A 26,984-nucleotide genomic window follows, 5' to 3' on the forward strand; every position below is an offset into this window, starting at 1 on the left:
CGGCCGCACCGCCGACCGCCGCCACGCCGACGCCGACCGCGTTCCCGAACAGCGGCCCGCAGCGCCTGCCACCGGGCCCGCCTTCGGGCCCACTCTCGGGGCCACAGTCGGGGCCACAGTCCGCACCGCCGCAGGGTCCGTCGGGCACGCCGACCCCGGTGCCGGCGATGGCCTCCGCCGCGCCGGCGTTCACCCCGTCCCCGCCGGCCTCGACCCGCCCGTCCAACCGCGGCTGGTACATCGCCACCGCCGTGGTCGCCGTGCTGGTGATCGCGACGGTCAGCATCCTCGTCGCCACCTCGGGCGGCGGGGGCGGCGGCACCGCCGAGGGCGCGGACTGCGAGAACCGCGAGGTCGACGACAAGGGCTTCACCGAGTGCATGCGCGTGCTCGCCGGGGCGGTCGTGGAGCACAACGAGTGCGAGAAGGGCGCCGCCAACCCGCTCGGCGGCCCGGCCATCGAGACGCCGGGCGCCACCACGGCGTCGTGCACGATGGACGACGACTACACGGTGATGTACTCGCACTTCGACAAGACCGGCGACTCGACGCAGTACATCGACACGATCAAGCAGCAGTTCGAGAGCCTGGGTGGCTCCACGGGCGGCTCCGCGCCCGAGGAAGGCGACTGGAACGGTGACGGACAGGCCGGCCGCTACTTCTCGATCGATCTCGGCTACGGCAACGGCGTGCTGGTCTTCCAGGTCGACGACTCGCCGGTGGCGGGCGTGTTGATGCACATCAGCACGGATCCCTCGGCCTCGTCGAGCGGCCTGACCGACTTCTTCGAGCAGCACGTGAAGCCCGGCAGCGACGGCGGCGCGTAGTGCGGTGGCCGGGAACGTTGGTGGGTTTATCGGCGGATCCAGGTTTCCGCTGGCAAGGCGCCGATTCGGCCTCGTACCGGGCGTACTCGGTCGGATCGGCAACGCCGCCAGCGGGAAGCTGGGCCGTCGAGAGACCCGGCGAACGTTTCCGGCCACCGCACTAGCACCGGCCCGGCCACTGTCAGGGGGCAGTGGCACGATCTCGGTCGGTATGTGGGGCCGCGAACGACGTGAGGGAGAACCGTGACCGTCCTTTCGGTGGATCTCGGGACCTCCAACACGGTCGCCGTGCTCGCCGCGCACGGGCTGCCGCCACGGGTCGTGGAGGTGGACGGGGCCGCCACCATGCCGTCCGCGCTCTTCGCCGCCGACGATGGTGGGCTCGTCGTCGGGCGCGACGCCGACCGCCGTGCCCGGCTGGACCCCGCCCGGTTCGAGCCGAACCCCAAGCGCCGCGTCGACGAGGGCACGCTGCTGCTCGGCGACGTCGTCGTACCGGTCACCGACGCGCTGTCCGCCGTGCTGGGCCGGGTCGCCGAGGAGACCTCCCGCCAGCTCGGCGGCGCCCAGCCCGATGAGCTCCGGCTGACCCACCCCGCGCAGTGGGGACCCGCCCGCCGCAACGTCCTGCTCGCCGCCGCCCGCCTCGCGGGCATGGGGCCGAACATCGTCCTCGTGCCGGAGCCGGTCGCCGCGGCCGCGCACTTCGCGTCCTTCCCCGGCCAGCAGCTCGGCCCGGGCCAGGCGCTCGCGGTGTACGACCTCGGTGCCGGCACCTTCGACGTGGCCGTCGTCGGCGCCACCCAGCACGGGTTCACCGTGCTCGCCGAGGCGGGCCTGCCAGACCTGGGCGGGCTGGACGTCGACCAGGCGCTGCTGGAGCACGTCGGCCGCGAGGTGTCCGTCCGGGATCCGGGCCGCTGGCAGCGCCTGCTCCGCCCGGAGTCCACCGCCGACCGCCGCGCCCGGCGCGCGATGGCGGAGGACGTCAAGGCCGCCAAGGAGTCGCTGTCCCGCCACCCGCAGACCGAGGTCCCGCTGCCCGAGCCGTTCCCGGACGTCCTGGTCACCCGCGTCGAGCTGGAGGCGCTGATCCGGCCGAGCCTGCTGCGCAGCGTGGAGCTCCTGGCCGGCACGATCGGCGCGGCCGGCCTGGCCCCGGACCGCCTCGCCGGCATCTACCTGGTGGGCGGATCCAGCCGCATCCCGCTCGTCGCCACGCTGATCGCCGAGCAGCTGCGCGTGGTCCCGACGAGCCTCGACCAGCCGGAGACCGCCGTCGCCCTGGGCGCACACCACGTGTCACGCGAAGGCGTCAGCATGCGCACGCGCGACGTCGCCGGGATCCCGGGCCCGCCCGGGTTGCGGACCGGACAACGTCTGGCACCGGGCCCACCGGCCGGGCCACCGGCGGGGCCACCCCCGGGAGTTCCGGCCGGTCCGCCGTCGAGTCCGGTGCCGGGCCCCACGCCGTTCCCGCAGCCGGCCTACCGGCCCGCCCGGTCCACTGGCCGGCGCAAGGCGTGGCTGGCCGTCGCCGGCGTCGTCGTGCTCGCGGTCGTCGCGGCGGGCGCGGTGTTCCTGCTTCGGCCGTCGAACGGCCTGCCGACCGCGGAGGACTGCCAGCAGAAGGGCGACACCGACGGCCGGGGGTTCACCGAGTGCCTGCGCCAGCTCGCCGGCACGGTGGCCGACTCCGACGAGTGCCGCCCGGCCGAGGAGGCCTCCGGCGCGGACGTCTCCTGTGCGCTGCCGGAGGACTACCAGGTCAGCTATGCCCACGTGGCGTCCGTGGACGACGCCACGAAGGTCGCGAACACCCAGCTGGGCAACATGAACGAGGGCACCCACGTGGAGGCCGACTGGCGCGGCAACGGGCTGGACGGGCGATATCGGGCCGGTGTCAGCGGCGGGACCGGGATGCTCGTGTTCACGGTCTCCGACCGCCCGCTGGTCGGCTGGCTCAGCAAGACCGACCTGCGTGCGTCCGACGAGTTCACCCCGGACACGCTGGCCGACTTCTTCGCCGAGAACGTCCAGCCGGGCACCTGATGCGGCACCTCGGCCTGGTCACGCTCGTCGTGCGGGACTACGACACGGCGATCGCGTTCTACACCGGCGCGCTGGGCTTCGAGCTGCGGGCGGACACCGCGCTGGAGAACGGCAAGCGCTGGGTGGTCGTCGGCCCGCCGGGCGCGACGACCGGGTTGCTGTTGGCCAGGGCCGACGACGCCGAGCAGGAGGCCCGCGTCGGTGACCAGACCGGCGGGCGGGTGGCGTTCTTCCTGAACAGCGACGACTTCGCCCGCGATCACGCGCGGATGCTGGCCGCCGGTGTCCGGTTCGACGAGCCGCCACGGCACGAGCCGTACGGCACGGTCGCCGTGTTCCGTGACCCGTACGGCAACCGCTGGGATCTCGTCCAGCCGGGTTAGCGTCGGTTGCGCAGCGCCCGGATGCCCAGCACGATCGCCGCGACCAGCGCGGCGATGATCCCGATCTCGAGCAGGATCGACTCCAAGCTCGTGGGCTCTAGGTCGATGGCGAGCGACATGCCGGCCATTCTCCCGGTCTCGTAGGGTGGTGTCGATGCGTATCACCGCCTTCCGCAAGATGATGGTCGAGGAGTTCGGCGAGATCCGCGCCGACATGCTGGCGCGCGACCACGTGTTCAGCGCGCTGGACAACCGAACGGTGGACCAGGCGCTCGACGCCGGGGTGTCCACCAAGGAGATCTGGCGGGCGGTGTGCGACGCGTTCGAGGTGCCGTCAGAACGTCGGTGACGCGGCGTGTCGCCGCCGGATCGAACAAGCGTTCGGCTATTGTCCACAACCGGGTCAACGATCCACAGGTCGCATCGGCGTCCCGAAATCGTCAGACCCTCCCGATAGCGTCGACAGCGTGAGTTCGAAACGGTCTCGACAGAATCAAGGTGGATCTCAGATGGCAGCAGCACCCGATCGTGAGAAGGCGCTCGACCTGGCCCTCGCCCAGATCGACAAGAACTTCGGCAAGGGATCGGTGATGCGTCTCGGCGACGAGAGCCGCGCACCGATCGAGATCATCCCGACCGGCTCCATCGCGCTCGACGTCGCCCTCGGCATCGGCGGCCTGCCGCGCGGCCGGGTCGTCGAGATCTACGGCCCGGAGTCGTCCGGTAAGACCTCGCTGGCCCTGCACGCGGTGGCCAACGCTCAGAAGGCGGGCGGCATCGCGGCGTTCATCGACGCCGAGCACGCGCTCGACCCGGAGTACGCCAAGGCGCTCGGCGTCGACACCGACGCGCTGCTGGTGTCCCAGCCCGACACCGGTGAGCAGGCACTGGAGATCGCGGACATGCTGATCCGCTCCGGTGCGCTCGACATCCTCGTCATCGACTCGGTGGCGGCGCTCGTGCCGCGTGCCGAGATCGAGGGCGAGATGGGCGACAACCACGTCGGCCTGCAGGCCCGGCTGATGAGCCAGGCGCTGCGCAAGCTCGCCGGCGCGCTGAGCAACTCCGGCACCACGGCGATCTTCATCAACCAGCTGCGCGAGAAGATCGGCGTGATGTTCGGTTCGCCGGAGACCACCACGGGTGGCAAGGCGCTGAAGTTCTACGCGTCGGTGCGCCTGGACGTGCGCCGGATCGAGACCCTCAAGGACGGTGGCGAGCCGGTCGGCAACCGGACGCGCGTCAAGGTGGTCAAGAACAAGGTGGCCCCGCCGTTCAAGCAGGCCGAGTTCGACATCCTGTACGGCAAGGGCGTCAGCCGCGAGGGTTCGCTCATCGACATGGGCGTCGAGCAGGGCATCCTGCGCAAGTCCGGTGCCTGGTACACCTACGAGGGCGACCAGCTCGGCCAGGGCAAGGAGAACGCCCGCAAGTTCCTGCGCGACAACCCGGACGTGGCCAACGAGATCGAGAAGCGCATCAAGGACAAGCTCGGCATCGGCGCCAAGCTGGACGCGGACGGGACCGAGCCGGCCCCCGCCCCGGTCGACTTCTGACCCACGATGTGCTGGTGCTCCGTCAAGCAAGGTTCGGCACGTTTCTCGGCGGCCCAGTTGACCGCAGGGCCGCGTTGTCGGACGGCCCGAATGGGACCCGGTATGAGGGCCATCCTCCGCCTTGCCAGCGGCCAACTGGATCCACCGATAAACGCACCAACCTTTCTTGACGCAGCACCGGTCCGCACGGCTCTTGATCGGATCCGCGTGCTGGTCGTCACGGGTCGCATCGGGCGTCTCGGTGAGGGTGGGCTGATGGTCGAGGCCATATCGCGGCCACCGGTCCGGTCCGGTCCGGCCTGGTCCGGTTCGGGCAGGTCCGGTCCGGCACACGCGTCGACAGCACCGGCCGCCCGCCTGGCGGCACCTCGCGCGCGAGCGGTGTCGTCCGCGGGATGGCGGCCCGGCCCTGGAGCGGGCTTATGACCGGGCAACGGAATGGGCGTCGGTCCGCGGGCGACTCGTCCACCGGCTCTCGGCGTCGTGCACCCGCCGAGGAGACGGACCCGGTCCAGCGGGCGCGGGACGTCTGCCTGCGCCTGCTTGCCGCTCGACCCCGGACGCGGGCGGAGCTGCGTCAGGCCTTGCTGCGCAAGCAGATCGAGGAGGACGTCGCCGACCAGGTTCTCGGTCGGCTCGATGAGGTGGGCCTGATCGACGACGCGGCGTTCGCCGAGCTCTGGGTGCGCTCGCGGCATACCTACCAGGGGCTCGGCCGCCGTGCCCTCGCCACCGAACTACGCCGTAAGGGCGTCGCGGACGACGTGGCCGCCGAGGCGGTGGCCACAGTGGACGCCGACGCCGAGGAGGAGCGGGCGCGGCTCCTGGTACGCAAGCGCCTGCGCTCACTGAGCGGCGCGGACGAGGCGGCGCGGGTCCGGAAGCTGGTGGGGATGCTGGCTCGCCGCGGCTACTCGGAGGGGCTGGCGTTCCGGGTCGTTCGTGACGAGCTGCGGGCAGCCGGTGAGGAGTCCGACTTGTTGGACGGGCCGTTCTGATATGTAGTGGCTTGTTGTCATGGGGTGTGGCGAGGCGTCCGCTCTCCTTGTGGATGTGGGGAGGGTGGGCGCTTGCTGCTTGGTCGGTTGGTGTGCTGGTGAGGGTGTGTTGGCGACGCGCGGTCGGACTGATATGCGCGGGTTGGTTACCGCGGGACGGTGCTGTCGGCTGGAGCGGGTTCGTGTGTCTAGGGTCGAGCGTGGCCCGGGGGCTGCTCGTCGAACGGTCGCGGGTTGGCTCCTGGCGCTGCCACCAGCTGCGGGGCTCGACGAAGCAGACTGTGTGGGTCAGTCGTCCATGACGGCCAGTGACCAGCACCAGCCGGCCAGTTCGCGGGCGATGGCGACGTTGGCGACGGTGTGCCGTTTCCGGTGTTCGGTGAACCGGACCCATCGGTCGTGCATGCGGTGGTTGCCCAGGTCGCCGCGGACACGAGTTGCTGCGGACACGAGTTGCTACGGGTGCGAGTTGCCAGCGGGCGCGTATGGTCGCACCGATCCGGTAGCGGGGATGGTGGTGCCAGGCGGCCTCGACGAGCAGTCGGCGCACGTGTCCGTTGCCGGTTTTGGTGATCGGGCCGAGCGTTCGTGTCGAACCCGAGGAGTACTCCGAGGGGACGAGCCCGACGAAGGAGCCGATGGTGTTGTCGGTGAAGCGGTGCCAATCGCCGGTCTCGACCGCCAGGGCAAACCCGGTCAGCGTGCTGATCGCCCGGCAGGCAGCCTAATGGGCGTACCACCGGGGTGAACTCACTCGCTGCGGCCCTGTCCTCGATCGCGGCGTCCAGCCGGTCTCGGCGGGTCTTGACCGCCCACACGGTCTCGTAGTTGGAGTCGAACGTCAGCCGGGTCGACCGGTTGGTGAGCCGCGGCAGTGCTTCGTGCCGTAGCCAGACGTCGTGCATGCCGGTCCAGGCATGCCCGCCGAAGTAGACGATCCCGTGCCGCAGCAACAGCTTCGACAGCCGATGCCGGGTCCGCACCAGGTCCCCGCGACAGTCCTCCCGGGCCCGCACCAGGTCCCGGGCGGCTTCCTGCTCGAGCCACCGACGTGACCTCGTCCAAACGCAGCAGACGCGCCAGGTGGACCGCGTCCTTGGCGTCGGTCTTGACCCGGTCACCAGCCGGCCTCTGCAGCTTGCTGGGCGCCACCACCTCGCACCGGATCCCGGCCGCGGTCAGCGACCGAGAGAGCCCGAAGCCAGTCTGACCCGCCTCATAGGCCACCGCGACCGGACCGGCCAGGCCCTGGCACCACTCCCGGATGTGGTCATGGGCCGGCGTCAGCCGGGTCTGGAGCAACTCGCCGGTAACGCCATCGATCGCCGCGGCAGCGACCGACCGGGCGTGCACGTCAAGACCAACGCTCGTACGCTCAATGAACACCGGGGCCTCCCACAACTGTCGGATAGGTCAAGCAGGCCCGTTCCTGCCAGGCAACCCACGAATCTCTCTGTGAGTGAGGCCCCGGCCCGCAACCCCAACTGGCCACGACACACCGCCACACCCGCCTCGATCGCTTGCTGCGCTGCTCGGCGCGCCGGAGAGTGTCAACGTGGAGCGCGCGCAGCGCAGCAAGCATGAACGACGTTGACACCGACCAGCGCCGGCAGACACTCCCCACAACAAAGCCGATTGCGCGGCACCTCACCACTCAGTGGGTCACCCCATACCGTCTAGTGTCCCCGCCGGAAGTTCGTCGCCTAATTGTGATGTCCAGCCAGGTTGTTCAATCGGCTGATGGGTGGGGAGGCCGCCCAGGGCTGAGTGGGGCCGGTGCTGGTTGGACTGGTGGAGCCATCCTGCCGGTGTGGTTCGGCGTGTGGTTTCGGATGGGTCGTGCCACAGGTGCGAGCGGTAGGCGGATACGTTGTCGGTCCGCACGCGTTCGAAGCGCCAGCCGCCACCGTCGGGGACGTTGCCGAATTTGGTGACATCCACGTGGATCAGCTCCCCGGGCTGGGACCGTTCTTAGCGGCGTGCGGGTTGGCCGGTGACCCGGTCGATATGGGGAGCCGGCAGCGGGTCAGTACCGCGTGCACGGTCGAGGCAGGCATCCCCAGCCGGGCGCCGATCTGGACCGGTCCCAGCCGCTGCTTCCATCGCAGATGGATGATCTTCCGCGCGGGTGGAGCGGTGCCCCGACCGCACAACGTGCCTGGGCATCACACCTAACTCGTTGGCCCAGCGTCGACTTCACGAGTCGAAGGTTGGCGAACGGTGAGTGGTTGGCGGTGGCTGGGCCACTGTGGACTCGCGGGCGCGGTCGGGTTGGCTTTCGCCGCCCGGCACACGTTCCAGCGTGGCACGGGTCATCGTCATCGCAGGGCGCCCGCCACTCCTGCCGCTGTTGCCGGCCTGCCGCCGCCGGCGGTCGCCCGACGTCGAGGCCCTCAGGCGAGCCGTGACCACGGGGAGTACGGTCTGCGAATGACTGCGCTCAGGTGTCGACCGAGGCAGGCTCAACGTGCTGCGGAACACCTTCGGCACAGGGCACTGAACGGTGGGTTCTCACGGTGTGGTACTTCTCCACTTGCCACCGACGGCCCAGTTGGCGGCACGGCGCCGTCCTGTCGGGTGTGATACGCGGAACGCCGCCACCAGCGCAGATCCCCGTTAGGCTCTGACAATCGATACTCTTCGTTCTGGAGTCGAGGAAACATGAAGGCAGGCGTCGGTGCCCCAACCCGGGCGCAAATACCGGAGCGTACGTTTCGAACCGACCGCTGGTGGGCCTACCCACTGAGCACGGGCGCCATCCTGGTGTTCTTCACCGTGTACGCCCTGGTCCGCTACTTCATGAACGACTACTACTGGGCGCCGGCCGAGCACTACCTCACGCCGATGTACTCGCCCTGTGTCAACGAGGCGTGCGTGCCGGGGTCCAGCCACTTCGGTGAGTTCATCCCGAGCTACCCGGCATGGATCCCGATCGGGATCTTCACGTTCCTCGTGCTGCTCGGCTTCCGCGCCACCTGCTACTACTACCGCAAGGCCGCCTACCGGTCGCTGATGTTCTCGCCGGCGGCCTGCGCGGTGCCGGAGCCGGCCAAGAAGTACTCCGGTGAGCGCAAGTTCCCGTTCGTGCTGACCAACGGGCACCGCTACTTCTTCTACGCCGCACTGCTCTTCGCCGCGATCAACACCTACGACGCGGTGTTGGCCTTCTACGGCAAGGACGGCGGCATCGGGATGGGGCTCGGCACTGTCATCATCGTCGTCAACCTGGCGATGCTGTGGGCCTACACGCTCTCCTGCCACGCGTGCCGGCACGTCATGGGTGGCAAGCTGAAGAACTTCTCCAAACACCCGCTGCGGTACCGCTACTGGCTGCTCGTGTCGAAGCTCAACCCCCGGCACGGCCTGTACGCCATGATCTCGCTGTTCACGGTGATCTTCACCGATGCCTACATCATGGCCGTCTCCGCCGGGTGGATCACCGATCTGCGCATCTTCAACTAAAGAGGACTCATGGTTCAGGTTCAGGTCGAGCGGTTCTCCTACGACGTTGTGGTCATCGGCGCCGGGGGCGCCGGTCTGCGGGCCGCCATCGAGGCTCGGCAGCAGGGGAAGCGCACCGCGATCATCAGCAAGTCGTTGTTCGGCAAGGCACACACGGTGATGGCCGAGGGCGGCTGCGCCGCATCGATGGGCAACGTCAACTCGAAGGACAGCTGGCAGGTCCACTACCGCGACACCATGCGCGGCGGCAAGTTCCTCAACAACTGGCGCATGGCCGAGCTGCACGCCAAGGAGGCCCCGGAGCGGGTCTGGGAGCTCGAGACCTACGGCGCGCTGTTCGACCGCACCAAGGACGGCAAGATCAGCCAGCGCAACTTCGGCGGCCACACCTACCCGAGGCTCGCGCACGTCGGTGACCGCACCGGCCTCGAGATGATCCGCACGATGCAGCAGAAGATCGTGTCGCTGCAGCAGGAGGACAAGCGCGAGCACGGCGACTACGAGGCCATGCTCAAGGTCTTCGCCGAGTGCACGATCACCGAGCTGTTCAAGGACGGCGATCGGATCGCCGGCGCGTTCGGCTACTGGCGCGACACCGGCCGGTTCGTCCTCTTCGAGGCGCCCGCGATCGTGCTCGCCACCGGTGGCATCGGCAAGTCGTTCAAGGTCACCTCGAACTCGTGGGAGTACACGGGGGACGGTCACGCGCTCGCGCTGCGGGCCGGCGCCACCCTGATCAACATGGAGTTCGTCCAGTTCCACCCGACCGGCATGGTCTGGCCGCCCAGCGTGAAGGGCATCCTGGTCACCGAAGGCGTGCGGGGCGACGGCGGGGTGCTCAAGAACTCCACGGGCGAGCGCTTCATGTTCGGCTACGTCCCGGACGTGTTCAAGGGGCAGTACGCCGAGACCGAGCAGGAGGCCGACGGCTGGTACGCCGACCAGGAGAACAACCGCCGCACGCCCGATCTGCTGCCTCGCGACGAGGTGGCGCGCGCGATCAACTCCGAGGTCAAGGCCGGCCGCGGCTCACCGCACGGCGGCGTGTTCCTCGACATCGCGAGCCGGCGAACAGCGGAAGAGATCCGGCGCCTGCTGCCGTCGATGTACCATCAGTTCAAGGAACTGGCCGATGTGGACATCACCACGGAGCCCATGGAGGTCGGCCCGACCTGCCACTACGTCATGGGCGGCGTCGAGGTCGACCCGGACACCGCGTCCTCGGTCGTGCCGGGGCTGTTCGCGGCCGGTGAGGTCGCCGGCGGCATGCACGGCTCCAACCGGCTGGGCGGCAACTCGCTGTCCGACCTGATCGTGTTCGGCCGTCGCGCGGGCCTCGGCGCAGCCGAGTACGTGGACTCCCTCGAGCAGCGGCCCGGGCTGTCGCAGTCCGATGTGGACGCCGCGGCCAGCCGTGCGGTCGCGCCGTTCGACTGGCCGGCCCACGGCCAGGCGGAGAACCCGTACACCATCCACTCCGAGCTCCAGCAGTCGATGAACGACCTCGTCGGCATCATCCGCAAGGAGGAGGAGATCCAGCAGGCGCTCAACAAGCTCGTCGAGCTCAAGGAGCGGGTCCGCAGCGTGGCCATCGAGGGCCGCCGCGAGTTCAACCCCGGCTGGCACCTCGCGCTCGACCTGCGCAACATGCTGCTGGTCAGCGAGTGCGTCGCGCGTGCTGCCCTGCTGCGGACCGAGAGCCGCGGTGGGCACACCCGCGACGACTACCCCGGCATGGACGCCCAGTGGCGCAACAAGCTGCTGGTCTGTTCGTCCACACCGGACGGCAAGGAGGCGGCGGTGACGCCGAAGGCGCAGGAGCCGATGCGGGAGGACCTGCTGGAGCTCTTCGAGCTCACCGAGCTCGAGAAGTACTACACCGACGAGGAGCTGGCAGCGCACTCGGGGAGGGCCGGAAAGTGAGTTACAAGGCCAACTTCAAGGTCTGGCGGGGTGACGACGAGTCCGGCGAGCTGCGGGACTACATCGTCGAGGTGAACGAGGGCGAGGTCGTCCTCGACATCATCCACCGGCTGCAGGCCACCCAGACACCCGACCTCGCCGTCCGCTGGAACTGCAAGGCCGGCAAGTGCGGCTCCTGCTCCGCGGAGATCAACGGCACGCCGAGGCTGCTCTGCATGACCCGGATGTCGGTGTTCAGCGAGGACGAGATCATCACGGTCACGCCGCTGCGCACCTTCCCCGTCGTCCGCGACCTCGTGACCGACGTGTCGTACAACTACGAGAAGGCACGCGAGATCCCCTCGTTCGCCCCGCCGGAGGGCGTCGGGCTCGGCGAGTACCGGATGATGCAGCAGGACGTCGAGCGCTCGCAGGAGTTCCGCAAGTGCATCGAGTGCTTCCTGTGCCAGAACACCTGCCACGTCATCCGTGACCACGAGGAGAACAAGGAGCACTTCGCCGGGCCGCGCTACCTCATGCGTGTGGCCGAGCTGGAGATGCACCCGCTGGACTCCGCGGACCGGGTCCGCGACGCGCAGGAGGAGCACGGCCTCGGCTACTGCAACATCACCAAGTGCTGCACCGAGGTGTGCCCCGAGCACATCAAGATCACCGACAACGCGCTGATCCCGATGAAGGAACGCGTCGCCGACCGCAAGTACGACCCGATCGTGTGGCTCGGCAACCAGTTGTTCCGCCGCGGCAGCAAGAAACGCTAGTCCACACCGGACGAACGACGAGGGCGCCCCCGGCAGGGGCGCCCTCGTTCGTGTTTCGGATGGTTCTGCTCAGGTGGCCCGGCCCGTCTGCTGGTCGGTCATGGCCATCCCGGGCGCCTGCTCCTCGATCATCTCGGCGCCGAGCACCGCGCCGGTGCCCTTCTTGCGCCGCCGCATCCGCTTCTCCAGCCAGTTGGCGAACAAGCTCAGCAGCGAGTTGACGATGATGAAGAGCACGGCGATGACGACCAGCGTGGCGATCGTGTTGGCGCCGTAGAAGGACGCCGCCGGGCGCGCCTGGTTGATCAGCTCGCCGAAGCCCAGCAGCGCGCCGCCGAGCGCGGTGTCCTTCACGATGACCACCAGCTGGCTCACGATCGCCGGCAGCATCGCGGTGACCGCCTGTGGCAGCAGCACGTTGGTCATCAGCTGGCCCTTGCGCATGCCGACCGCGAGCGCGGCCTCCGTCTGACCCTTGGGCAGCGACAGGATGCCGGCCCGGACCACCTCGGCGAGCACCGACGCGTTGTAGATCACCAGGCCGGTGACCACCGCGTACAGCGGGCGGATGTCCCGGTCGATGTCGGTGAACAGCGCGTACGCCTCGTTGGCGAAGAACATCAGCAGCAGCACCGGGATGGCGCGGAAGAACTCCACGATCGCGCCGGCGGTCTTGGCGACCCACGGGTGGACGGACAGCCGCGCGATGCCGAATAGTGCGCCGACCGGCAGTGCGATCAGCACCGCGAGGCCGGCCGCCTTGAGGGTGTTGAGCAGCCCTGGCAGCAGGTACGTGGTCCAGGACTCGGTACCGGCGAGATACGGGCTCCACTTCTCCCAGTCGAGCTGGTTGTTGTCGTTCATCGTGTCGAGCACCCACCACACCACGGCGGCGAGCACGACGACGAACAGGACCGCGTAGGCCGCGTTGCGCTTCCTGGTCCTGGGGCCCGGCGCGTCGAAGAGAACCGAGGGCGCGCTCACCGTTTCACCGCCGCCTTCTTGGCCACCCAACCGAGCAGTAGCCCGGTCGGCAGGGTCAGGATCACGAAGCCGAGCGCGAAGATCGCCGCGACCAGGAAGATCGCGTCGCTCTCGTTCTCGATCATCTCCTTCATCAGCAGCGCCGCCTCGGCCACGCCGATCGCGGCGGCCACCGTGGTGTTCTTGGTGAGCGCGATCAGCACGCTGGCCAGTGGGGCGATGACCGAGCGGAACGCCTGCGGCAGCACGATGATCCGCAGCACCTGGCTGAAGCTCAGGCCCAATGCCCGGGCGGCCTCGGCCTGGCCGACCGGCACGGTGTTGATGCCCGCGCGCAGCGACTCGCAGACGAAGGTCGAGGTGTAGGCGATGAAGCCGAGCACCGCGAGCCGGAAGTTGATCTGCTCGAAGTCCTCACCGGCGAGCGTCATGCCCAGCGTCTGGTTGAGTCCGAGCGAGCAGGCCACGATGATCACTGTCAGCGGCGTGTTCCGGACGATGTTGATGTACGCCGTGCCGAACGCGCGCATGATCGGTACCGGGCTGACCCGCATCCCGACGAGGATCGTGCCCCAGATCAGCGAGCCGATGGCCGAGAGCACCGTCAGCTGCAAGGTTATCCAGAACGCCCCGAGGACGTCGTAGTCCTGGCTGAAGAAGTCGAACACGGTCTATCGCACCCTCGCCCATGTGAGGCGGTGGCGCGCCGCTTCGCACGACGCGCCACCGCGTGTCTCGACCGGCAGACCGAGCCGGTTTACTTCTCGGTGATCTCCGGCGGTTCCGGCACCTCGAAGCCGGCCGGACCCAGGTGCGTCTCGACCGCGTCGGCCCACGCGCCGTCGTCGAACATCTTCTGGATTGCGGCGTTGACGTCGTCGCGCAACTCGGTGTTGCCCTTCTCCAGGCCGACACCGTAGTTCTCGTCGCTGAAACCCTCACCAACGAGCTTGAACTTGCCCTCGTTCGCGGCCGCGAGGCCGGCGAGGATCGTGTCGTCGGTGGTGATGGCGTCGACCGCGCCGCTCTCCAGGCCGGAGATGCACTCCGAGTAGCCGCCGTACTCCTGCAGGTCGGTCTGCGCGGAGTACTCGTCCTTCACCCGCTGGGCGGAGGTGGAGCCGGTGACCGAGCACAGCTTCTTGCCGTTCATCGCGTCCGGCCCGGTGATCGAGCTGTCGTCCGCGCGGACCAGCAGGTCCTGGTGGGCGATGAAGTACGGGCCGGCGAAGTCGACCTCCTGCTTGCGCTCGTCGGTGATCGAGTACGTGGCGACGACGATGTCGACGTCACCACGCTTGATCAGGTTCTCGCGCTCGGCGGACGGGGCCTCCACCCATTCGATGTTGTTCGCCTCGACGCCGAGCTCCTTGGCGATGTAGGTCGCCACGTCCACGTCGAAGCCTTCGTAGCCGTCCGGTGTCTTCTGTCCAAGGCCCGGCTGGTCGAACTTGATGCCGATGGTCAACGACTCGGCGCCGCCGCCACCGTCGCCACCGCTGCCGCCGCCTCCGTCTTCGTTGCCGCTGCCGCAGGCCGCGAGCGCGAGGCCGGCCGCTGCGGCGATCGCACTCGCACGCAGTACTCGGCTGAACCGCATGTCGTCCCTTCCGATCTGTCCACCCGCGCCACGTCCGTGACACGGGCCCCGACTTTCGTGTGTACTCAGTGAGTCAGGATCTTGCTGAGGAAGTCCTTGGCCCGCGCCGACTTCGGCGCGGAGAAGAACTCGTTCGGTGTGGCGTCCTCCACGATCTCGCCGTCGGACATGAAAAGCACCCGGTTCGCGGCGTTGCGGGCGAAGCCCATCTCGTGGGTCACCACGAGCATTGTCATACCGTCCTTGGCGAGTGTGCTCATCACGTCGAGCACCTCGTTGATCATCTCGGGGTCGAGCGCCGAGGTCGGCTCGTCGAACAGCATGACCTTGGGCCGCATGGCCAGGGCGCGGGCGATCGCCGCGCGCTGCTGCTGGCCACCGGAGAGCTGGGCCGGGTACTTGTCCGCCTGGTTGGCGATGCCGACCCGCTCGAGCAGCTCCATCGCGGTGCGACGGGCATCGGCCCTCTGCGTCTTGCGCACCTTGACCGGGGCGAGCATCACGTTGTCGACGATCGTCTTGTGCGCGAACAGGTTGAACGACTGGAACACCATGCCGACGTCCGCGCGCAGGCTGGCGAGCTCGCGGCCCTCGGCGGGCAGCGGCTTGCCGTCGATCTCGATGTCGCCGGAGTCGATCGGCTCCAGGCGGTTGATCGCCCGGCACAGCGTGGACTTTCCGGAGCCAGACGGGCCCAGCACGATGACGACCTGGCCGCTAGGTACCTCGATCGTGATGTTCTTCAGTACGTGGAGCGGCCCGAAGTACTTGTCCACCTCGACCATCCGGATCATCGGTGGTGCGGTGTTCGCTTCGGTCATCAATCCTCCACGCGAGCGTGATCGGCTGCAGGCCATCGAGACTCTAGCGGCCGGTTATTGGGCGAAACCTACCGCTCCTCCGTGCCCGGTTCATGCCGGTTGGACCACACCCAAGGTTTCAACTCGGTCACGCGTACGCTCGGGGGCTGAGATGAGCACACGCACCTACCAGGTCCGCACGTTCGGTTGCCAGATGAACGTGCACGATTCGGAGCGGCTGGCCGGCCTGCTCGAGGACGCGGGATACACGCCGGCCGCCGAGAGCGGCGTGCCCGACGTCGTCGTGCTCAACACCTGCGCGGTCCGGGAGAACGCCGACAACAAGCTCTACGGCAACCTCGGCCATCTGCGGCCGAAGAAGCTCGCGAACCCCGGGATGCAGATCGCGGTCGGCGGCTGCCTCGCGCAGAAGGACCGGGGTGAGATCGTCAAGCGGGCGCCGTGGGTCGACGTCGTGTTCGGCACGCACAACATCGGCTCGCTGCCGGTGCTGCTCGACCGCGCCCGGCACAACGAGCGGGCGCAGGTCGAGATCCTGGAGTCGCTCGAGGTGTTCCCCTCGACGCTGCCCGCGCGGCGCGACTCGGCGCACTCCGGCTGGGTGTCGATCTCGGTGGGCTGCAACAACACGTGCACGTTCTGCATCGTGCCGTCCCTGCGTGGCAAGGAGAAGGACCGCCGGCCGGGTGACGTGCTGGCCGAGGTCCAGGCAATCGTCGCGGAGGGTGTCCTGGAGGTCACGCTGCTCGGTCAGAACGTGAACTCGTACGGCGTGGAGTTCGGCGACCGGCTGGCGTTCGGCAAGCTGCTGCGCGCGTGCGGCGAGGTCGACGGTCTGGAGCGGGTTCGCTTCACCTCGCCGCACCCGAAGGACTTCACCGACGACGTCATCGCGGCGATGGCCGAGACGCCGAACGTCTGCCACCAGCTGCACATGCCGCTGCAGTCCGGCTCGGACCGGGTGCTCAAGGCGATGCGCCGGTCCTACCGGTCCACGCGGTACCTGTCGATCATCGACGAGGTGCGCGCGGCGATGCCGGACGCGGCGATCACGACCGACATCATCGTCGGCTTCCCGGGCGAGACGGAGGAGGACTTCCAGCAGACCCTGGACGTGGTCCGGGCGGCCCGGTTCTCCTCGGCGTTCACGTTCCAGTACTCCAAGCGGCCCGGTACGCCGGCGGCCGTGTTGCCCGACCAGCTGCCGAAGGAGGTCGTCCAGGAGCGCTTCGACCGGCTGATCGCGGTGCAGGAGGAGGTCTCCTGGGAGTGCAACCGTGCTTTGGTCGGCTCGACGGTCGAGGTGCTGGTGTCGACCGGCGAGGGCCGCAAGGACGCCGACACCGCGCGGATGTCCGGCCGCGGACGGGACGGCCGGCTGGTGCACTTCACCCCGTCGGGAGCCGAGGTCGACGGCTCGGTCCGGCCCGGTGACGTCGTCCACGCGACCGTCACCTACGCGGCGCCGCACCACCTCGTCGCGGACGGGCCGCTGGTCGCGCACCGGCGGACGCGCGCCGGGGACAACTTCGACGAGGGCGTGCGACCGGAGACGTCCGGGGTCGGGCTCGGGCTGCCGTCGTTCGGGCCGCCCGCGGCTCCGGCCGAACCGGTGGGTGGATGCGCGGTCCGATGACGGGGACGACCGGTGGAGAGCCGGGCCCGCCCGACGAGCCCGACATCGCCGGCCTGGCCGAGGAGATCGACCGCGTCGAGCGGGACGCCGAGCGGCGTGCGGCCCGGTCGGTGGACTTCGGCGGGCGAGCGTTGGTCATCTCGGTCGCGGTGTTCGTGCTGATCGTCGGGCTGATCCTGCCGTGGATGTCCGGAGCGACGGGCTACGAGGTGCTGCTGGGCACCGGTTCGGGTGACGCGGTCGGCAAGGCGAGCATGGTTCCCCGCCTGTTCGCGGCGACGTCGGTGGCGTTCGGCGTGCTGGCATCGGCGCTGGCCCTCATGACGCGGCGGTGGGTGCTCACCTGGGTGTGCGCGCTGGGCGGCTGGTTCACGTCGGTGGACGGCGTGCTGGCGATCTGGTCCCGCCAGTCCTCGCAGGGCGACATCGGCGTGGGCATGGTGATCGCGTGGGTGGCGATGCTCGTGATCGCGACCCAGTGGTTCCGCACCGCCTGGTCCCGCCCCGACCCCACCGCCCCATAACCCCGCGAGTCCAACGCCCCGAACCCGCGAGTCCAACGCCCCGAACCCGCGAGTCCAACACCCCGAACCCGCGAGTCCAACGTTCGGAACCCGCGAGTCCAACGTTCGGAACCCGCGAGTCCAACGTTCGGAACCCGCGAGTTCAGCGTCGTGAATGTTGAACTCGGCGGACCAGAGCGTTGGACTCGCGGGTCTCGGGCGTTGGACTCGCGAGGTTGGGGTTAGCGGCTGGCTACGGCGTTTTCGGCGGCGGCCAGCCACTCGCGCCACTGGGCGGCCTGGGCCTCGGCCTGCTCCGCGCGGCGCTTGTCGCCCGCGGCACGGGCCTTCGCGGCCTGGGCCTCGAACTGCTCCACCCGCTCGCGGAACTGCGCCGCCCGTGCCTCGGCCTCCGGGTCGGTCCGGCGCCACTGCGCGTCGGCGGCGTTGCGGACCTTCTCCTCGACCGCGCGGAGCTTGCCCTCCAGGTCACGGATCCGCTCGCGGGGGACCTTGCCTATCCCGTCCCACTTCTCCTGGATCCGGTGCAGCTGCGCCCGCGCCGCGTCCAGGTCGGCCTGCGGGTTGATCTTCTCCGCCTCGGCGAGCAGCGCCTCCTTGCGCTTGGCGTTCTCCACCAGCTCCGCGTCCCGCTCGTTGAACACGGCCGAGCGCCGGCTGAAGAACTTGTCCTGCGCCGCCCGGAACTGCTGCCACAGCGAGTCGTCGGCCTCCTTCGGTGCGCGGCCGGCCGCCTTCCACTCCGCCATCAGCTCGCGGTAGCGCGCCGCGGTCGGGCCCCAGTCCTCGGAGTCGGAGATCTCCTCGGCCAGCTTGACCAGCTCCTGCTTGCGCTCCTTGGCCGCCGCCCGCTGCCGGTCCAGGTCCGCGAAGTGCGAGCCACGCCGGCGGTTGAACGTGTCGCGCGCCTTGGAGAAGCGCTTCCACAGCTGGTCGTCGGTCTTGCGGTCGACGCCCTTGATCGTCTTCCACTCCTCGAGGATCGCGCGCAGCCGGTCGCCGGCGGCCTTCCACTGCGTGGAGGACTCGGCGATCTTCTCGATCTCGGCGACCAGGTCCTGCTTGCGCGCCACGGCGTGCCCGCGTGCCTCCTCGCGCGCGTGCTTGACCGACTCGACGGCCTGCTGCGCCCGCTCCAGCACGTGGTCGACCCGTGCGGCAAGCCCGGCGAGGTCGCCGACCAGTGCCGCCTCCGCCAGGCTCTCCTTGATGTGCTTGGCGTTCGTCAGCGTGTGCTTCGGGTCGCCGGATCCGGCGGTCAGCCGCGCGGCGAGCAGCTCCACCTCGGTCCGCACGTCGTCGAACCGGCGGGCGTAGTGCGCGAGGCCCTCGGCCGGCTCACCCGCGTGCCACGAGCCGACCGCGCGCTCGCCGTCGGCGGTCTTCACGTAGACGGTGCCGTCGGTGTCGACCCGGCCCCACCTGCCGGGGTTCGCGGACGCCTCGGGCACCGGGGCGGCGGCCACCGGAGCGGCGGGCACGGCGGTCGCCGGCTGGGTGTGCGGCATGGCGGCGGTCGGCGGCGGCACGGGCTCGTGGTGCTCGGCGGCCGGCGCGGGTTCCGCCGGCGCCGGCGCCTCCGGGGCGGCGGCTGAGGGAGTCTCGGCCGGGGGAATTTCGACCGGGGGAGACTCGGCCGGGGGAGTTTCGGCCGGGGGAGACTCGGCCGTGTCCGGCTCGGCGGTCGCCGCTTCTGACGCTTCTGTGGACGCTTCCACCGCCGTTTCTGCCGACGCGTCTGCCGGGGCTTCGGCAGCTGGGGCTTCGGAGGCGGCGGCCGCAGCGGGCTCCGCGCTCGCCAGCTCCGCAGTGGCACCCACCGTTCCGGTGCCGTTGGTCGAGTTCTCGACCGGGGGCGCGTCCGTGTCCTGGCTCGTGTCCTGGCTCGTGTCCCTGTCCGTCATGGCCGGCTCCTCCCGCCTGCGTTGCCCGCATCCACGGGCGCCCCGCTTCCGCGGGGCCTGGCAACGTCGGTACCCGGCCCGCCAGGGGCCGTCGAAATCGCGCGGTACCCGCGCGCATTCAAACAGGTCATGGCGCGCCCCGGTACTCCACGGTTGACGCTGGCTGCGCTGGGTGACGCCGCGAGCCCGGAGAGTTCATCCCGCACCCCGGATGGGTAGCCTCGGACACCGTGATCGAGCGTGTCGCCGTCGTCCCGCACCCCCCGCTGCTGGTTCCCGAGCTCGTGGTCGCGGACGACCCGGACGTGCGGCTCGTGCGCGACACGTGCCTGACAGTCGCCGCCGAGCTGGCCGCGGCGGCATCCCGCTGGGTCGCTGTCGGCGCGGACCCGACCGGCCCGCGGTACCTCGGTGCGGACGCCGCCGGCACGTTCCGCGGCTACGGCGTCGACGTCGTGGCCCGGCTCTCCGGCAACGCCACGGCCAACGACACCGCGAACGACACGGCCAACGACACCGAGCCCGACCCGGCCATGCCGCTGCCCGCGCTCGTCGCCGGCTGGCTGCGTGGCCAGGTGGGTGCCGACGAGGTCCCGGTCCACCTCCTGCCGCCCGACCTGCCCCCCGCCGAGTGCCGGGTGTTCGCCCAGCGGCTGGCCGGCGACCTCGGTGACCCCGACGAGCCCGTCGGCCTGCTGGTCCTCGGCGACGGCTCGCACCGGCACGGCGAGCGCGCCGTCGGCCGGCCCGACCCGCGCGCGGCGGCGTTCGACGACACCGTGCACGCCGCGCTCGCCGCCGCCGACACCGACGCCCTGCGTGCCCTCGATCCCGCCGTCGCCGGCGAGCTGGGTGCCGCCGGACGCGCGCCGTGGCAGGTGCTCGCCGGCGTCGTGGCCGCGGACGGGCGGCGCTGGAAGAGCGTCGACGCCCGCCAGCTCGTGCCGTTCGGCGTCGCCTACCACGTCGCGGTCTGGGAGCCGGTCAGATGAGGCCCGGCCGGATCAGACCCATGGCGATCGTCGGCCCGACCGCGGCAGGCAAGTCCCAGCTCGGCATCGCGCTCGCCGAGGCGCTCGGCGGCGAGGTCGTCAACGCCGACGCCATGCAGCTCTACCGCGGCATGGACATCGGCACCGCGAAGGTCACGATCGAAGAACGCCGTGGCGTCCCGCACCACCTGCTCGACGTCCTCGACGTCACCGAGACCGCGTCGGTCGCCGCCTACCAGCGCGACGCCCGCGCGTGCGTCGAGGAGCTGCTCGCGGCCGGCCGGGTGCCGATCCTCGTCGGCGGCTCGGGGCTGTACGTCCGCGCCGTGCTGGACGACCTGGACTTTCCCGGCACCGACCCGGACATCCGCACCCGCCTGGAGGAGGAGGTCGAGCGCGTCGGCGCGGCCGCCCTGCACGCCCGGCTCGCCGCCGCGGACCCGCTCGCCGCGACCGCGATCCTGCCGAGCAACGGCCGCCGCGTGGTCCGGGCGCTGGAGGTCATCGAGCTGACCGGCCGCCCGTTCTCCGCGACCATGCCCGAGCCCGGTCCGGCCCGGTACGACACCGTCCAGGTCGGCCTGGACCTGCCCGTCGAGGAGCTCGACGTCCGCGTCGATGCCCGGGTGACCAGGATGTTCGCCGAGGGTCTCGTCGACGAGGTGCGCGCGCTCGAGGCGCGGGGTCTGCGGCTGGGGCGTACCGCCTCCCGCGCGCTGGGCTACCAGCAGGTGCTCGACGAGCTCGACGCGGACGAGGACATGACCCGGGCGGCCGCCGCGGCCGCGCGGGCCACCCGCCGCTTCGTCCGCCGGCAGCGCTCGTGGTTCCGCCGGGACACCCGCATCACCTGGCTCGACGCCGGGCGCACCGACCTGGTCGACGCCACCCGCGCGCTCGCGTCCTGAGTAGGAAGTCTCGCGCCGACCCAACGGAACCTCAGGGGTAACGTGACGTGAACCAGCCACAATCAACCGACATCCGCCGCGTTCGCTGGGACGCAACCAGCGCATAACAATCCGGGGAGGCGGACAGTGATTCCCTTCGTCAAAGGTCACGGCACGGAGAACGACTTCGTGCTGCTGCCCGACCTCGACGCCGCGCTGGACCTGACCGCGGCCCGCGTCCGCGCGCTCTGCGACCGGCACGCGGGGCTCGGCGCGGACGGGGTGCTGCGGGTCGTGCGCGCCAAGGCGATCGATCCCCGCCCGTCCGATGTGGATGACGACGCGTGGTTCATGGACTACCGCAACGCCGACGGCTCGATCGCGGAGATGTGCGGCAACGGCGTGCGCGTGTTCGCTCGCTACCTGGTCGACGCGGGACTGGTGGCGCACAACGAGTTCCTGGTCGGCAGCCGTGCCGGCGCCCGCCCGGTCGTGGTCGGGCCGGACGGCGACGTCGCGGTCGACATGGGGCCCGCGAGGGTGACCGGCGAGTCCACCGCGACCGTCGGCGGCCGCACGCTGGCCGGGATCGCCGTGGACGTCGGCAACCCGCACCTCGTGTGCGCCGTGGACCGGCTCGACGACCTCGACCTGACCGTCCCGCCGGCCTACGACCACGCGGTGTTCCCGGACGGCGTGAACGTCGAGTTCGTCGTGGTCGAGGCGCCCGACCGGGTCCGCATGCGGGTGCACGAGCGCGGCGTGGGCGAGACCCGCTCCTGCGGTACCGGCACGGTGGCCGCGGTGGCCGGCGTGCTGCACGGCGGCGGCACGCGAACCGGCGCGGCGACGGTCGAGATTCCCGGTGGCCGGGTGCGTGTCGAGGTCGGCGAGAGCACGTCCGTGCTGACCGGGCCGGCCGTTTTCGTGGCTCGTGGGGAACTCGATCGTGCCTGGTGGGATGGCATTCCGGAATAAATCCGGTCGATGCCCTCGCTGAACCGTGCGACCATTGAATACCGGCACAACGGATCAAACGGAGGGTTTCACCACGTGACAGAGAATCTCAATCAGGGTTTCACCGACGATCACGTCGACTCGGGGTTGACCGACCTGGCTGAGCTCTCTGCGGGTGAACTCGAGCTCTCCGACCGAGTCGCGTTGCGGCGGGTGGCGGGTCTTTCGACCGAGCTAGCCGACATCACCGAGGTCGAGTACCGCCGACTGCGCCTGGAGCGGGTCGTCCTGGTCGGCGTGTGGACCGACGGCACGGCCGCGCAGTCCGAGGCGTCGCTCGCCGAGCTCGCCCGGCTGGCCGAGACCGCCGGCTCCCAGGTCCTCGATGGGCTCGTACAGCGCCGCGACCGACCCGACCCGGCCACCTACGTCGGCTCCGGCAAGGTGCGGGAGCTGTCCGACGTGGTCGCGGCCGTGGGCGCGGACACCGTCATCTGCGACGGCGAGCTCTCGCCGAGCCAGCTGCGCCAGCTGGAGGCGAAGCTCAAGGTCAAGGTCATCGACCGGACGGCGCTGATCCTCGACATCTTCGCCCAGCACGCGCGGTCCAAGGAGGGCAAGGCACAGGTCGAGCTGGCACAGCTGCAGTACTTCCTGCCGCGTCTGCGTGGTTGGGGCGAGGCGCTGTCCCGGCAGGCCGGTGGCCGGGCCGGCGGCGGTTCCGCGGGCGTGGGCCTGCGCGGACCCGGTGAGACCAAGCTGGAGACCGACCGCCGGCGCATCCGGGCCAAGATCTCCAAGCTCCGCAAGGAGATCGCCGCGATCAGCACGGTGCGCGACACCAAGCGAGGGCGCCGGATCGCCAACGAGATCCCCAGCGTCGCCATCGCCGGATACACCAACGCCGGCAAGTCGAGCCTGCTCAACGCGCTGACCGGCGCCGGGGTGCTGGTGGAGGACTCGCTGTTCGCCACCCTGGATGCCACCGTGCGGCGCACCACCACGCCGGACGGGCTGCCGTACACGCTCACCGACACGGTCGGCTTCGTGCGGCACCTTCCGCACCAGCTGGTCGAGGCATTCCGGTCCACTTTGGACGAGGTCGCGGACGCGGACCTCATCCTGCACGTGGTTGACGGCTCCGACCCGAACCCGGAGTGGCAGGTCGAGGCGGTCCGCGAGGTGCTCGGTGAGATCGCCGACCGCCGGGACCAGGGCCTGCCCACCGAGCTCGTCGTGGTCAACAAGATCGACGCCACCGACCAGGTGGCGCTGGCCCGGCTGCGGCACCTGCTGCCCGGCGCGGTGTTCGTCTCCGCCCACTCCGGCGCGGGGGCCGAGCAGCTGCGCGAGCGGATCACCGAGCTGCTGCCGCGGCCGTCGGTCGAGGTGGAGGTGCTGGTCCCGTACACGCGGGGCGAGCTGGTCGCGCGGGTGCACCGGGACGGCGATGTGCTCGCCGAGCGGCACACCGAGCAAGGAACCGTGCTGCATGCCAAGGTGAAAGCCGATCTGGCCGGCATGTTGGAACGTTTTTCCGTGAACGGCACATCCGCCTGATCCGTAACTAGTAGCGATACGGTGGGGCTCCAGATCGGTGACGTTCGGGTCACGGAGGTGTGGTGTGCGGCGAGCTGTCCTAGCAGTGTCGCTGCTGTTCGGGCTGGTGATCCCGGCCCAGGCGGCAGCCGCCCAGCCTGCTGATCCCCCTAAACCTGAGGCACCGGTGAACAAGTGCGCGATGAAGGACCCGCGCCTGGCCGAGCTGTCCGGCGTGCTCGCCGACAAGGACCGCTGGTACATGGTCAACGACGGCGGTGAGAAGGCGACGGTGCTCGTGGTCCGCAAGGACTGCACGGTCGAGCGGCAGATCGTCGGCCAGACCGACCCGTTCGACGTCGAGGATCTCGGCCGCGCGCCGGACGGCACGTTCCTCCTGGCCGACGGCGGCGACAACAACCTCGAGCGGGATACCGCGGCGCTGATCGCGCTCACGCCGGCCGGCAAGTCGACGCTGTATCGGCTGACCTACCCGGACGGCAAGCACGACGCGGAGGCGCTGCTGGTCGGTGCCAACGGCGCGCCGTACTTCGTGACCAAGGACGTGGGCAACGCCGGCGTCTACTCGCCGGTCCGCCAGTTGCAGAGCCCCGGCCCGACCCCGATGAAGAAGGTCGCCACCATCAAGCTGGAGGCGACCGACACCCCGGGCGGCCCGGTGCCGGGCCCGGTCGGCTCGCGGACCATCACCGGCGGCGCGGTGAGCTCGGACGGGACCGTCGTGGCGGTGCGCACCTACACCGACGCCTACCTCTACGCCGCGCCGGACAAGGACATCGTCAAGGCGCTGAACAGCGAGCCGGTGCGGGTGCCGCTGCCGAACGAGGCGCAGGGCGAGGCGATCGCGTTCGAGCCGGACGGCTCGCTGGTCTCGGCGTCGGAGAGGTCCGGCGAGCCGATCCGCTTCGTGAACGAGGCCCTCGAGCTGGTCGCACCGGCGGCCGCGCCGGCGGAGGAGGAGTCCGAGGCGGAGAAGACGCCGGAGTCGGTCGCCCCCGCGCCGGCGGGCGACCTGGCCAGCAACAACGTGGAGAAGCAGGGGCTGCCGATCGTGCCCGCGGCCGGTGTGGCCATCCTGCTCATGATGGGCGTGCTCGCGTCGCTGCGCTGGCGCACCGCGCGGTCCCGCCGCCGCTTCTACCGCGGTTAGCCGAGGTGTTCGGCCGCGCTCAGCAGCAGTTCCTCGCCGCCGGGCGGTGCGACGAGCTGGAGTCCCACCGGCAGGCCGTCGACCATTCCGGCGGGCACGGACAGCGCGGGCAGGCCTAGCACGCTCCACGGGCTGGTCAGCGACAGCAGCGCGGTGCGGACGTCGATCTCCGTGTCACCGATCCGTCCGGTCCGCGCGCCGACCGGTGGGGCCGGGAGCGGAACCGTGGGCAGCGCCAGCAGGTCGTGGTCGGCGAACAGCGAGCCGATCGTGTCGAGGGCCCGGCGCCGGTCCTCGAGTGCCCGCACGTACTCCCAGCCGCGCACCTCCTCGGCCGCCCGCAGCCGGGCCAGCACCTCCTCGTCGAACAGCTCGGGGGCCCTCGCCACGCGCTCGGCGTGGATCGCGTAGGCGTCGCTGCCGTGGATGGCGCCGTAGATCGACAGCAGCGTCCCGGCGTTCGGCACGGCCACGTCCTCGGCGTGCGGCACCAGCGCACGCGCCGCACGTGTCACGGCGTCGTCGGCCGGGTGGAACGTCTCCGGGGCCACCCAGCCGATCCGCGGCCGCGGCGGCTCGTCAGGCTCCGGTCCGGTGTCGGCCAGTACGCGCCACAGCAGCCGGCAGTCGGCGACCGTCCGGGTGAGCGGGCCGACCGCGTCCAGGGTCGGGGACAGCGGGAAGACGCCGTCGCCCGGGATCGCACCGAAGGTCGGCCGCAGCCCGACGATGCCGCAGCACGCGGCCGGGATACGTACCGAGCCACCGGTGTCCGTGCCGACGGCCAGCGGGACAATGCCCGCGGCCACGGCGACGGCGGACCCCGCGCTGGACCCGCCGGACATGGCCGCCGGGCGGTACGGGTTGCGGGCCGGCCCGGTCGCCGAGCGGTCGCCGGTCGGCCCGTAGGCGAACTCGTGCGTCACGGTCTTGCCGACCACGACCGCGCCGGCCTCCCGCAGCCGGCGCACGCACTCCGCGTCCCGCTCGGGCACGTTGTCGGCGAAGTGCCGCGAGCCCATGGTCGTGCGCAGGCCCGCCGTGTCGACGAGGTCCTTCACCGCGACCGGTATCCCGTGCAGGGGCCCGCGATCCCGGCCGGCGGCGAGTTCGTCGGCAGCACGGCGGGCGGCCCCGCGGGCACCGGCCTCGTCGAGCGTCACGAACGCGTTGAGCGACGGGTCGAGCCGGGCGGCGGCCGCCAGCGCGTGCTCCACCAGGTCGGTGGGCGAGCGCCGGCCGCCCCGCAGCTCATCGGCGAGCTCGGCGACGGTGTGCTCGGTGAAGAAGCCCGCACCCGGTGGCCGCGTCACAACCGCCGCAGGACCGCCACGACCTTGCCGAGGATCGTCGCGTCGTCGCCGGGGATCGGCTCGTAGGCCTCGTTGTGCGGCAACAGCCAGACGTGGCCGTCCTTGCGCTTGAACGTCTTGACGGTCGCCTCGCCCTCGATCATGGCGGCGACGATCTCCCCGTTGTCGGCGGTCGGCTGCTGGCGCACCACGACCCAGTCCTGGTCGGCGATAGCCGCGTCGATCATCGAGTCACCGGCGACGCGCAGCAGGAACAGCGCTCCCTCGCCGACGATCTCCTTCGGCAGCGGGAAGACGTCCTCGACGGCCTCCTCGGCGAGGATCGGCCCACCGGCGGCGATACGACCGAGGACCGGGACGTACGCCGGAGCCGGCATGCTCTCGGCGCTCTCGTCGACCGTGTCCTCGCCGACCAGCGTGGCGGCGCCGACCCCGTCGGCCGGCTCCGGCACGGCGTCGGGCGGCAGCACCCCGATGGCCCGCGGCCGGTTCGGGTCGCGGCGCAGGTAGCCCTTCTGTTCGAGGGCGCGCAGCTGGTAGGCGACGGACGAGGTGGAGGTGAGCCCCACGGCCTCGCCGATCTCCCGGACGCTCGGCGGGTAGCCGAACCGCTCCACCCAGGTGCGGATCACCTCGAGCACCTCGCGCTGCCGGACGGGCAGCTCGGTGTCTTCGCCCCGGTCGAGGTCCGGGAAGC

The 26,984-nt window shown here is 70.5% G+C and carries 26 protein-coding genes and 3 pseudogenes; 16 read left to right on the forward strand and 13 right to left on the reverse strand.

Annotated features, from left to right (window positions below):
* Window positions 1-286 (reverse strand): annotated as a pseudogene (locus ACRDTB_RS09170) (hypothetical protein); the annotation flags it as partial.
* Between ACRDTB_RS09170 and ACRDTB_RS09175 the strand changes: the two are divergent.
* The 3 genes from ACRDTB_RS09175 to ACRDTB_RS09185 all read left to right on the forward strand — a co-directional run bounded on the left by ACRDTB_RS09175 (window position 261) and on the right by ACRDTB_RS09185 (window position 3,262).
* Window positions 261-827 carry a hypothetical protein gene (locus ACRDTB_RS09175; RefSeq protein WP_431429596.1) on the forward strand — a complete coding sequence of 189 codons (567 nt, stop codon included), beginning with the start codon at window positions 261-263 and terminating at the stop codon, window positions 825-827. The pseudogene ACRDTB_RS09170 and the gene ACRDTB_RS09175 sit on opposite strands and share 26 nt — an antisense overlap.
* A gap of 243 nt (window positions 828-1,070) precedes the next feature.
* Entirely contained in the window at window positions 1,071-2,879 is a 1,809-nt protein-coding gene (locus ACRDTB_RS09180; RefSeq protein WP_431429597.1) for an Hsp70 family protein, read from the forward strand.
* Window positions 2,879-3,262, forward strand: coding sequence for a VOC family protein (locus tag ACRDTB_RS09185; protein WP_431429598.1), 384 nt, complete (start codon window positions 2,879-2,881; stop codon window positions 3,260-3,262). Before ACRDTB_RS09180 ends, ACRDTB_RS09185 begins: the two co-directional genes overlap by 1 nt.
* Here ACRDTB_RS09185 and ACRDTB_RS09190 read toward each other — a convergent pair.
* Window positions 3,259-3,381, reverse strand: a complete 123-nt coding sequence (locus ACRDTB_RS09190; RefSeq protein WP_431429599.1) for a hypothetical protein — start codon at window positions 3,379-3,381, stop codon at window positions 3,259-3,261. The two genes, ACRDTB_RS09185 and ACRDTB_RS09190, sit on opposite strands and share 4 nt — an antisense overlap.
* Before the next feature lie 35 nt (window positions 3,382-3,416).
* Between ACRDTB_RS09190 and ACRDTB_RS09195 the strand changes: the two genes are divergently transcribed.
* The 3 genes from ACRDTB_RS09195 (at window position 3,417) to ACRDTB_RS09205 (ending at window position 5,816) form a co-directional block, all read left to right on the forward strand.
* Window positions 3,417-3,611 carry a DUF3046 domain-containing protein gene (locus ACRDTB_RS09195; RefSeq protein ID WP_431429600.1) on the forward strand — a complete coding sequence of 65 codons (195 nt, stop codon included), beginning with the start codon at window positions 3,417-3,419 and terminating at the stop codon, window positions 3,609-3,611.
* A 160-nt stretch (window positions 3,612-3,771) separates the two neighbouring features.
* Window positions 3,772-4,818: a recombinase RecA gene (gene recA / locus ACRDTB_RS09200; protein ID WP_431429601.1), complete on the forward strand. Its 1,047-nt coding sequence runs from the start codon at window positions 3,772-3,774 to the stop codon at window positions 4,816-4,818.
* Between the two features lie 422 nt (window positions 4,819-5,240).
* Complete coding sequence (locus ACRDTB_RS09205) at window positions 5,241-5,816, forward strand: regulatory protein RecX (protein WP_431429602.1); 576 nt, start codon at window positions 5,241-5,243, stop codon at window positions 5,814-5,816.
* Between the two features lie 288 nt (window positions 5,817-6,104).
* Here the strand turns inward: ACRDTB_RS09205 and ACRDTB_RS09210 are convergent, their stop codons facing one another.
* The 4 genes and pseudogenes from ACRDTB_RS09210 to ACRDTB_RS09225 all read right to left on the reverse strand — a co-directional run.
* A complete protein-coding gene (locus ACRDTB_RS09210; RefSeq protein WP_431429603.1) occupies window positions 6,105-6,266 on the reverse strand; it encodes a hypothetical protein in 162 nt (53 codons plus the stop codon).
* Between the two features lie 64 nt (window positions 6,267-6,330).
* Window positions 6,331-6,525: pseudogene (locus ACRDTB_RS09215) on the reverse strand (transposase); the annotation flags it as partial.
* Between the two features lie 41 nt (window positions 6,526-6,566).
* Entirely contained in the window at window positions 6,567-7,202 is a 636-nt protein-coding gene (locus ACRDTB_RS09220) for an IS110 family transposase (RefSeq protein WP_431429604.1), read from the reverse strand.
* A gap of 317 nt (window positions 7,203-7,519) precedes the next feature.
* A pseudogene (locus ACRDTB_RS09225) lies at window positions 7,520-7,978 on the reverse strand (hypothetical protein); the annotation flags it as partial.
* A gap of 499 nt (window positions 7,979-8,477) precedes the next feature.
* On the opposite strand from ACRDTB_RS09225, the gene ACRDTB_RS09230 reads away from it, so the two are divergent.
* Genes ACRDTB_RS09230 through ACRDTB_RS09240 form a run of 3 tightly spaced genes read left to right on the forward strand, consistent with a single transcriptional unit; the run spans window position 8,478 to window position 11,959 of the window.
* Window positions 8,478-9,278, forward strand: coding sequence for a hypothetical protein (locus ACRDTB_RS09230; RefSeq protein WP_431429605.1), 801 nt, complete (start codon window positions 8,478-8,480; stop codon window positions 9,276-9,278).
* Between the two features lie 9 nt (window positions 9,279-9,287).
* Window positions 9,288-11,201, forward strand: a complete 1,914-nt coding sequence (locus tag ACRDTB_RS09235; RefSeq protein WP_431429606.1) for a fumarate reductase/succinate dehydrogenase flavoprotein subunit — start codon at window positions 9,288-9,290, stop codon at window positions 11,199-11,201.
* Window positions 11,198-11,959 carry a succinate dehydrogenase/fumarate reductase iron-sulfur subunit gene (locus ACRDTB_RS09240; protein ID WP_431429607.1) on the forward strand — a complete coding sequence of 254 codons (762 nt, stop codon included), beginning with the start codon at window positions 11,198-11,200 and terminating at the stop codon, window positions 11,957-11,959. The genes ACRDTB_RS09235 and ACRDTB_RS09240 overlap by 4 nt, the downstream gene beginning before the upstream one ends.
* A 69-nt stretch (window positions 11,960-12,028) precedes the next feature.
* Here ACRDTB_RS09240 and ACRDTB_RS09245 read toward each other — a convergent pair whose 3' ends face one another.
* The 4 genes from ACRDTB_RS09245 to ACRDTB_RS09260 form a co-directional block, all read right to left on the reverse strand.
* Window positions 12,029-12,943: an amino acid ABC transporter permease gene (locus tag ACRDTB_RS09245; RefSeq protein ID WP_431429608.1), complete on the reverse strand. Its 915-nt coding sequence runs from the start codon at window positions 12,941-12,943 to the stop codon at window positions 12,029-12,031.
* Window positions 12,940-13,611 carry an amino acid ABC transporter permease gene (locus tag ACRDTB_RS09250; protein ID WP_431429609.1) on the reverse strand — a complete coding sequence of 224 codons (672 nt, stop codon included), beginning with the start codon at window positions 13,609-13,611 and terminating at the stop codon, window positions 12,940-12,942. The genes ACRDTB_RS09245 and ACRDTB_RS09250 overlap by 4 nt, the downstream gene beginning before the upstream one ends.
* An 89-nt stretch (window positions 13,612-13,700) precedes the next feature.
* A complete protein-coding gene (locus ACRDTB_RS09255) occupies window positions 13,701-14,543 on the reverse strand; it encodes a glutamate ABC transporter substrate-binding protein (RefSeq protein WP_431429610.1) in 843 nt (280 codons plus the stop codon).
* Window positions 14,544-14,608: 65 nt separating this feature from the next.
* Window positions 14,609-15,337, reverse strand: a complete 729-nt coding sequence (locus ACRDTB_RS09260; RefSeq protein ID WP_431429660.1) for an amino acid ABC transporter ATP-binding protein — start codon at window positions 15,335-15,337, stop codon at window positions 14,609-14,611.
* A gap of 178 nt (window positions 15,338-15,515) precedes the next feature.
* Here ACRDTB_RS09260 and miaB point away from each other — a divergent pair, with 178 nt between their 5' ends.
* Window positions 15,516-17,000: a tRNA (N6-isopentenyl adenosine(37)-C2)-methylthiotransferase MiaB gene (miaB, locus tag ACRDTB_RS09265; protein ID WP_431429611.1), complete on the forward strand. Its 1,485-nt coding sequence runs from the start codon at window positions 15,516-15,518 to the stop codon at window positions 16,998-17,000.
* The gene (locus ACRDTB_RS09270) at window positions 16,997-17,524 is read left to right on the forward strand and encodes an Rv2732c family membrane protein (RefSeq protein ID WP_431429612.1); all 528 of its coding nucleotides are present in this window, start codon (window positions 16,997-16,999) and stop codon (window positions 17,522-17,524) included. Before miaB ends, ACRDTB_RS09270 begins: the two co-directional genes overlap by 4 nt.
* A 221-nt stretch (window positions 17,525-17,745) precedes the next feature.
* Here the strand turns inward: ACRDTB_RS09270 and ACRDTB_RS09275 are convergent, their stop codons facing one another.
* Window positions 17,746-19,032: a DUF349 domain-containing protein gene (locus ACRDTB_RS09275; protein ID WP_431429661.1), complete on the reverse strand. Its 1,287-nt coding sequence runs from the start codon at window positions 19,030-19,032 to the stop codon at window positions 17,746-17,748.
* Between the two features lie 626 nt (window positions 19,033-19,658).
* Here ACRDTB_RS09275 and ACRDTB_RS09280 point away from each other — a divergent pair.
* The 5 genes from ACRDTB_RS09280 to ACRDTB_RS09300 all read left to right on the forward strand — a co-directional run bounded on the left by ACRDTB_RS09280 (window position 19,659) and on the right by ACRDTB_RS09300 (window position 24,974).
* The gene (locus tag ACRDTB_RS09280) at window positions 19,659-20,420 is read left to right on the forward strand and encodes a hypothetical protein (protein WP_431429613.1); all 762 of its coding nucleotides are present in this window, start codon (window positions 19,659-19,661) and stop codon (window positions 20,418-20,420) included.
* A gap of 20 nt (window positions 20,421-20,440) precedes the next feature.
* Window positions 20,441-21,328 carry a tRNA (adenosine(37)-N6)-dimethylallyltransferase MiaA gene (gene miaA / locus ACRDTB_RS09285; RefSeq protein ID WP_431429614.1) on the forward strand — a complete coding sequence of 296 codons (888 nt, stop codon included), beginning with the start codon at window positions 20,441-20,443 and terminating at the stop codon, window positions 21,326-21,328.
* A 126-nt stretch (window positions 21,329-21,454) separates the two neighbouring features.
* Window positions 21,455-22,285, forward strand: coding sequence for a diaminopimelate epimerase (gene dapF, locus ACRDTB_RS09290; RefSeq protein ID WP_431429615.1), 831 nt, complete (start codon window positions 21,455-21,457; stop codon window positions 22,283-22,285).
* Between the two features lie 126 nt (window positions 22,286-22,411).
* The gene (gene hflX, locus ACRDTB_RS09295) at window positions 22,412-23,824 is read left to right on the forward strand and encodes a GTPase HflX (RefSeq protein ID WP_431429662.1); all 1,413 of its coding nucleotides are present in this window, start codon (window positions 22,412-22,414) and stop codon (window positions 23,822-23,824) included.
* Window positions 23,825-23,888: 64 nt separating this feature from the next.
* Window positions 23,889-24,974: a hypothetical protein gene (locus ACRDTB_RS09300; protein WP_431429616.1), complete on the forward strand. Its 1,086-nt coding sequence runs from the start codon at window positions 23,889-23,891 to the stop codon at window positions 24,972-24,974.
* Here ACRDTB_RS09300 and ACRDTB_RS09305 read toward each other — a convergent pair.
* Entirely contained in the window at window positions 24,971-26,287 is a 1,317-nt protein-coding gene (locus ACRDTB_RS09305; RefSeq protein ID WP_431429617.1) for an amidase, read from the reverse strand. The genes ACRDTB_RS09300 and ACRDTB_RS09305 overlap by 4 nt on opposite strands.
* Window positions 26,284-26,949 carry a transcriptional repressor LexA gene (gene lexA / locus ACRDTB_RS09310; RefSeq protein WP_431429663.1) on the reverse strand — a complete coding sequence of 222 codons (666 nt, stop codon included), beginning with the start codon at window positions 26,947-26,949 and terminating at the stop codon, window positions 26,284-26,286. The genes ACRDTB_RS09305 and lexA overlap by 4 nt, the downstream gene beginning before the upstream one ends.
* Between the last annotated feature and the right edge of the window lie 35 nt (window positions 26,950-26,984).

Origin of the sequence: Actinophytocola sp. (assembly GCF_050699935.1) — a bacterium.
In the GTDB taxonomy this organism is placed as follows: domain Bacteria; phylum Actinomycetota; class Actinomycetes; order Mycobacteriales; family Pseudonocardiaceae; genus Actinophytocola.

What these genes read in the sequence shown, in the direction of transcription:
- ACRDTB_RS09185 (WP_431429598.1), top strand. Translation starts at nt 2,879, where the DNA reads ATGCGGCACCTCGGCCTGGTCACGCTCGTCGTGCGGGACTACGACACG.
- ACRDTB_RS09190 (WP_431429599.1), bottom strand. Translation starts at nt 3,381, where the DNA reads ATGTCGCTCGCCATCGACCTAGAGCCCACGAGCTTGGAGTCGATCCTG.
- ACRDTB_RS09195 (WP_431429600.1), top strand. Translation starts at nt 3,417, where the DNA reads ATGCGTATCACCGCCTTCCGCAAGATGATGGTCGAGGAGTTCGGCGAG.
- recA (WP_431429601.1), top strand. Translation starts at nt 3,772, where the DNA reads ATGGCAGCAGCACCCGATCGTGAGAAGGCGCTCGACCTGGCCCTCGCC.
- ACRDTB_RS09205 (WP_431429602.1), top strand. Translation starts at nt 5,241, where the DNA reads ATGACCGGGCAACGGAATGGGCGTCGGTCCGCGGGCGACTCGTCCACC.
- ACRDTB_RS09230 (WP_431429605.1), top strand. Translation starts at nt 8,478, where the DNA reads ATGAAGGCAGGCGTCGGTGCCCCAACCCGGGCGCAAATACCGGAGCGT.
- ACRDTB_RS09235 (WP_431429606.1), top strand. Translation starts at nt 9,288, where the DNA reads ATGGTTCAGGTTCAGGTCGAGCGGTTCTCCTACGACGTTGTGGTCATC.
- ACRDTB_RS09255 (WP_431429610.1), bottom strand. Translation starts at nt 14,543, where the DNA reads ATGCGGTTCAGCCGAGTACTGCGTGCGAGTGCGATCGCCGCAGCGGCC.
- ACRDTB_RS09260 (WP_431429660.1), bottom strand. Translation starts at nt 15,337, where the DNA reads ATGATCCGGATGGTCGAGGTGGACAAGTACTTCGGGCCGCTCCACGTA.
- miaB (WP_431429611.1), top strand. Translation starts at nt 15,516, where the DNA reads ATGAGCACACGCACCTACCAGGTCCGCACGTTCGGTTGCCAGATGAAC.
- ACRDTB_RS09270 (WP_431429612.1), top strand. Translation starts at nt 16,997, where the DNA reads ATGACGGGGACGACCGGTGGAGAGCCGGGCCCGCCCGACGAGCCCGAC.
- ACRDTB_RS09275 (WP_431429661.1), bottom strand. Translation starts at nt 19,032, where the DNA reads ATGCCGCACACCCAGCCGGCGACCGCCGTGCCCGCCGCTCCGGTGGCC.
- miaA (WP_431429614.1), top strand. Translation starts at nt 20,441, where the DNA reads ATGGCGATCGTCGGCCCGACCGCGGCAGGCAAGTCCCAGCTCGGCATC.